General features: G+C 44.8%; 5 protein-coding genes. All 5 read left to right on the top strand.

Annotated elements, in window-relative coordinates; translation table 11 throughout:
- Positions 1-846 (top strand): NAD(P)H-dependent glycerol-3-phosphate dehydrogenase (locus AB3112_RS08290; protein ID WP_367334276.1); only part of this gene is annotated, 846 nt, incomplete at its 5' end.
- 37 nt (positions 847-883) lie between these two features.
- Positions 884-1780 carry a UTP--glucose-1-phosphate uridylyltransferase GalU gene (galU, locus tag AB3112_RS08285; RefSeq protein WP_057910244.1) on the top strand — a complete coding sequence of 299 codons (897 nt, stop codon included), beginning with the start codon at positions 884-886 and terminating at the stop codon, positions 1778-1780.
- A gap of 78 nt (positions 1781-1858) precedes the next feature.
- Positions 1859-2812 (top strand): thioredoxin-disulfide reductase, encoded by a 954-nt coding sequence (trxB, locus tag AB3112_RS08280; protein WP_367334275.1) that lies wholly within the window; start codon positions 1859-1861, stop codon positions 2810-2812.
- A gap of 87 nt (positions 2813-2899) precedes the next feature.
- On the top strand, positions 2900-3550 hold the full coding sequence (locus AB3112_RS08275) for a YfbR-like 5'-deoxynucleotidase (protein WP_057910242.1): 651 nt from the start codon (positions 2900-2902) through the stop codon (positions 3548-3550).
- Positions 3551-3672: 122 nt separating this feature from the next.
- Positions 3673-4780: DEAD/DEAH box helicase family protein (locus AB3112_RS08270; RefSeq protein ID WP_367334274.1), on the top strand; the 1108-nt coding region annotated here is incomplete at its 3' end.

Below are 4780 nucleotides of genomic sequence, written 5' to 3'. Positions count from 1 at the left end.
GAATCATTGGTTGCGACAAATGATTTGAGTGAGGCAATTGATGGTGTTGATTATATTTTGTTTGTTGTGCCAACCCAGGTTACCCGATCCGTTGCCAAACAGGTTGCAAAAATTTTGGCCGATCGAAACCAAACGGTTAATCTTATCCATGCTTCAAAAGGAATTGAAGAGAAGACTTATTTACGGCTCTCTCAAGTGTTGGCTGAAGAAATTGCCCCAAGTAATCGTCACTCGATCTCGGTCCTTTCCGGGCCAAGTCAGGCTGAGGATGTCGTTACCCATGACATTACTTTGGTAACGGTGGCCAGCGACAATCCTAAGGCTGCCAAAGAAATTCAAGGGTTGTTCATGAATAACTATTTCCGGGTCTATACCAGTGATGACGTCATCGGTGTTGAAACCGGAGCAGCACTCAAAAACATTATCGCCCTTGGTGCCGGTGCTTTATATGGGTTGGGATACAAGGACAACGCCAAAGCGGCTTTGATGACTCGTGGACTGGCCGAAATTTCGCGGTTGGGAATGTCATTTGGGGCCAATCCGCTCACGTTTATCGGGCTGTCGGGTGTCGGAGATATTATTGTAACCGCCACCAGCACCAACTCCCGTAACTGGCGTGCCGGAAACGAACTTGGGAAGGGCCACTCACTTGACGAAGTTATTAAGAACATGGGAATGGTCATTGAAGGTATCGCAACCACCCGTGCAGCTTATGAGTTGTCCAAAAAGCGTGGGGTCGATATGCCGATTACCAGTGCCATTTATCATGTTTTATATGATGGTGCCGACATCAAGGAAACCATCAACCAATTGATGACCCGTGAAGGCCGTTCTGAAATTGAATAGTCCCTTAAGAGATACTACAGAGAAGGTGCAAATAGATATGACAAAGAAAGTTACTAAAGCGGTCATTCCGGCCGCTGGACTGGGAACCCGGTTCTTACCTGAAACTAAAGCACTTCCTAAAGAGATGCTGCCGATTGTGGACACCCCGACAATTCAATTTATTGTTGAGGAGGCCAAACAGTCGGGAATTCGAGATATTGTGATTGTGATCGGCAAAGGCAAACGGTCAATTGAAGATCACTTCGATTCCAATCCGGAACTTGAAATGAACCTGGAAGAGCGCCATAAAAACGATATTTTGGAAACGATTCGTAAAACCAACGATATGAACATCTACTTCATCCGACAATCACATCCACGAGGACTGGGGGATGCCATTTATACCGCCCGCAGCTTCATCAGTAATGAACCCTTCGTTGTGATGCTGGGAGATGATGTGATGCAGGATAAAGTGCCGCTGACCAAACAATTGATGAACAGTTACCAACAAACCGGCGCTTCTACCTTAGCCGTCAAGAAAGTCGCCCATAAGGATATTTCCAAGTATGGTGTGATTGATCCATCCGAAGAAGTTCGTCCAGGCTTATTTAACGTTAAAAAGTTCGTTGAAAAGCCGACGCCTGAAAAGGCACCGAGTGATTTGGCCATTATCGGCCGTTATTTACTAACACCGGAAATCTTCGGGATTTTGGAAGATGCCAAACCTGATAAAACCGGTGAAATTCAACTCACATCTGCAATTGATACGCTTAACCAAACCCAACGTGTCTTTGCCCACGAGTTTAAAGGTGAACGATTCGATACTGGCAATAAGCTCAGTTGGCTCAAGACCAATATTATTTTTGGCCTTCGCCATCCTGAAATTGCCGATGGTTTAAGAACCTATCTAAAAGACCTTGGCGCTGAATTGAGTGCAGAAGATAAGAAGAAGTAAGTCGTTTTAATGGACAGGCTTACTTTTTAATAGTAAATTATTGGGTATAAGAAATTTAGCAATTGAGGGAGGATCCACATGGCAAAACAATATGATGTTGTAATTATTGGTGCCGGCCCTGGTGGCATGACAGCTGCTTTATATGCGTCACGGGCTAATTTATCGGTCGCAATGATTGATCGAGGGATCTATGGCGGACAGATGAATAACACCGCTTCAATCGAAAATTATCCTGGGTTTAAATCAATTATGGGTCCTGAACTTGCTCAAAACATGTACGACAGCTCCGTCAACTTTGGTGCTGAATATGTTTATGGCACTGTCAGCTCAGTTGAAGACCACGGTGACTACAAGACGATCAAAACTGATGAAGATGAACTCCAAGCCAAGGTGGTCATCATCGCAACCGGTTCCGAATACAAGAAACTTGGCATTACCGGCGAACATGAATACGGTGGCAAGGGTGTCTCATACTGTGCCGTATGTGATGGCGCCTTCTTCAAGAATAAGGACGTTGTCGTTGTTGGCGGTGGTGATTCTGCGATTGAAGAGGCTTCATATCTGGCTGGAATCGTTAACCACGTAACGGTTATTCATCGCCGGGATCAACTTCGTGCACAGCAAGTCATTCAAGACCGGGCATTTGCCAATGATAAGATTGACTTTGTCTGGAACTCAAACGTGACCGAAGTCTTGGGTGACGATAACAAAGTGACTGGTGTTAAAGTTGTCAACAACCAGACTAATGAGCAATCAACAATTGAAACTTCCGGCGTTTTCATTTACGTTGGCTTGTTACCAATGACAACCGCATTTGAAGATTTAAAGATTACGGATGCGGATGGCTGGATCAAGACTAATGATCAGATGGAAACAGCTATTCCCGGGATTTACGCAATTGGTGACGTCCGTCAAAAAGACCTGCGGCAGATTGCAACTGCTGTTGGTGAAGGCGGCATTGCCGGCCAACAAGCGTTCAAGTACGTTGAAAAGCTCAGTGACAAGAGCAAATCAAGTGTTTCTGAACATTAATTAAATAATGAACTAAAAGGAGGCCGTGGCTAAACGATTGTTTTGTCCACGGCTTTCTTTGCGACGAAATGGATGGAGGATTTTGTAATGGGAATGCATCAGTATTTAGAAAGTTTGGCCGAGTTGGAGCTTATTAATCGTGCACCGGGATATTTTAAGTTTGAGCAGCATTCAGTTGCCGCTCATTCGTTTAAAGTGACCGAAATTGCTCAGTTTCTAGGCGATGTCGAGGAGAACGCCGGCGAAGTCATTGATTGGCGTTCATTATACGAAAAGGCGTTGAACCACGACTATACTGAGCGGTTTATTGGCGATATCAAAACACCCGTCAAATATGCGACACCGGTTTTGAGGACCATGTTGGCTGATGTTGATGATAAATTAACCGAAAATTTTATTCAAAATGAAATTCCTGAAGCCTTTCAAGAGGCCTATCGCCGTCGTTTGTCCGAGGGCAAGGATAATAGTCTGGAAGGCAAAATTTTGGCGGTCGCTGATAAAGTCGACCTTTTGTACGAGTCCTTTGGTGAAATTCAAAAAGGGAACCCTGAAGAAGTTTATCCAGAAATGTATAAGGAAAGCTTGTCAACCATGTTGGAATACCGGGATATGCACTGTGTTCAGTACGTCTTGACCAAAGTGATTCCTGACATGCTGGCGGAAAACTTTACCACTCAGGATAAGCTGCGTCGATTAACCCGAAAAGTTTTAAAAAAGGAGGATAATTCTAAGGAATAATCGTTGGCGAAAGTATGTTCGTATGGTAAAATAGCGTTGTTAGTGGGCTGAAACAAAACATGATTTTGCTGGCAGCCCTTTTCTATTGTGTCGTTCTGATATGGGTCAGGGGGAATTTGAAGTTGATTGAACGCGAAAATGATAAAAAGTTTGATTTGGTATCTAAATACAAACCGACGGGTGACCAACCGCAGGCAATTCAAAAATTAGTTGCCGGGGTTAACGAAGGCAAGAAAGCACAGATCCTAAAGGGGGCAACTGGGACTGGGAAGACGTTTACGATTTCAAACGTCATTGCCCAAGTCAACAAGCCAACCCTTGTTTTGTCACATAACAAAACCCTTGCCGGCCAGTTATACGGTGAGTTCAAGGAATTCTTCCCCAACAACGCGGTTGAATACTTTGTGAGTTACTATGACTATTATCAACCCGAAGCGTACGTTCCCTCCAGTGACACCTATATCGAAAAAGATTCGGCTATTAATGATGAAATTGATCAGTTGCGTCATTCGGCAACCAGTTCTTTGCTGGCGCGAAATGACGTGATTGTGGTGGCGTCTGTGTCATCTATCTTTGGGTTGGGTGATCCAACCGAGTACCGAAATCACGTGGTTTCTCTTCGCGTTGGCCAAACGATTGAACGGGACCATTTTTTGCGTCAACTCGTCGATATCCAATACGATCGAAACGACATTGATTTTCAGCGGGGCCGTTTTCGAGTTCATGGGGACGTTGTTGAGGTCTTCCCGGCATCATGGGATGAGCATGCCTTTCGAATTGAATTTTTTGGCGATGAAATCGATCGGATCCGGGAAATTGATACCTTAACTGGCGAGGTCATTGGAGACCGCGATCACATTGCGATCTTCCCGGCAACTCATTTCCTAACCAGTGACGACGTGATGAACGTTGCGTTACCGGAGATTAAGGATGAAATGGAAAAACAAGTTGCCAAATTTGAAAAAGAAGGCAAGTTGTTGGAGGCACAACGGTTAAAGCAGCGGACGACTTACGATATCGAAATGATGCGGGAGATGGGATATACCAGTGGGATTGAAAACTATTCCCGGTTCATGGACCGCAGAAAGCCGGGACAGCCGCCGTTTACCCTGTTAGATTTCTTCCCGGATGACTTCTTAATGGTTGTCGATGAGTCTCATCAGACCATGCCACAAATTCGGGGGATGTACAATGGCGACCAGGCCCGGAAACAACAATTAGTCAACTATG

This window comes from Lentilactobacillus sp. (assembly GCF_040773105.1).
Classification (GTDB): domain Bacteria; phylum Bacillota; class Bacilli; order Lactobacillales; family Lactobacillaceae; genus Lentilactobacillus; species Lentilactobacillus parabuchneri.
The sequence above is the reverse complement of the archived record's forward strand: the minus strand, read 5'-3'. Positions and strand labels throughout refer to the sequence as shown.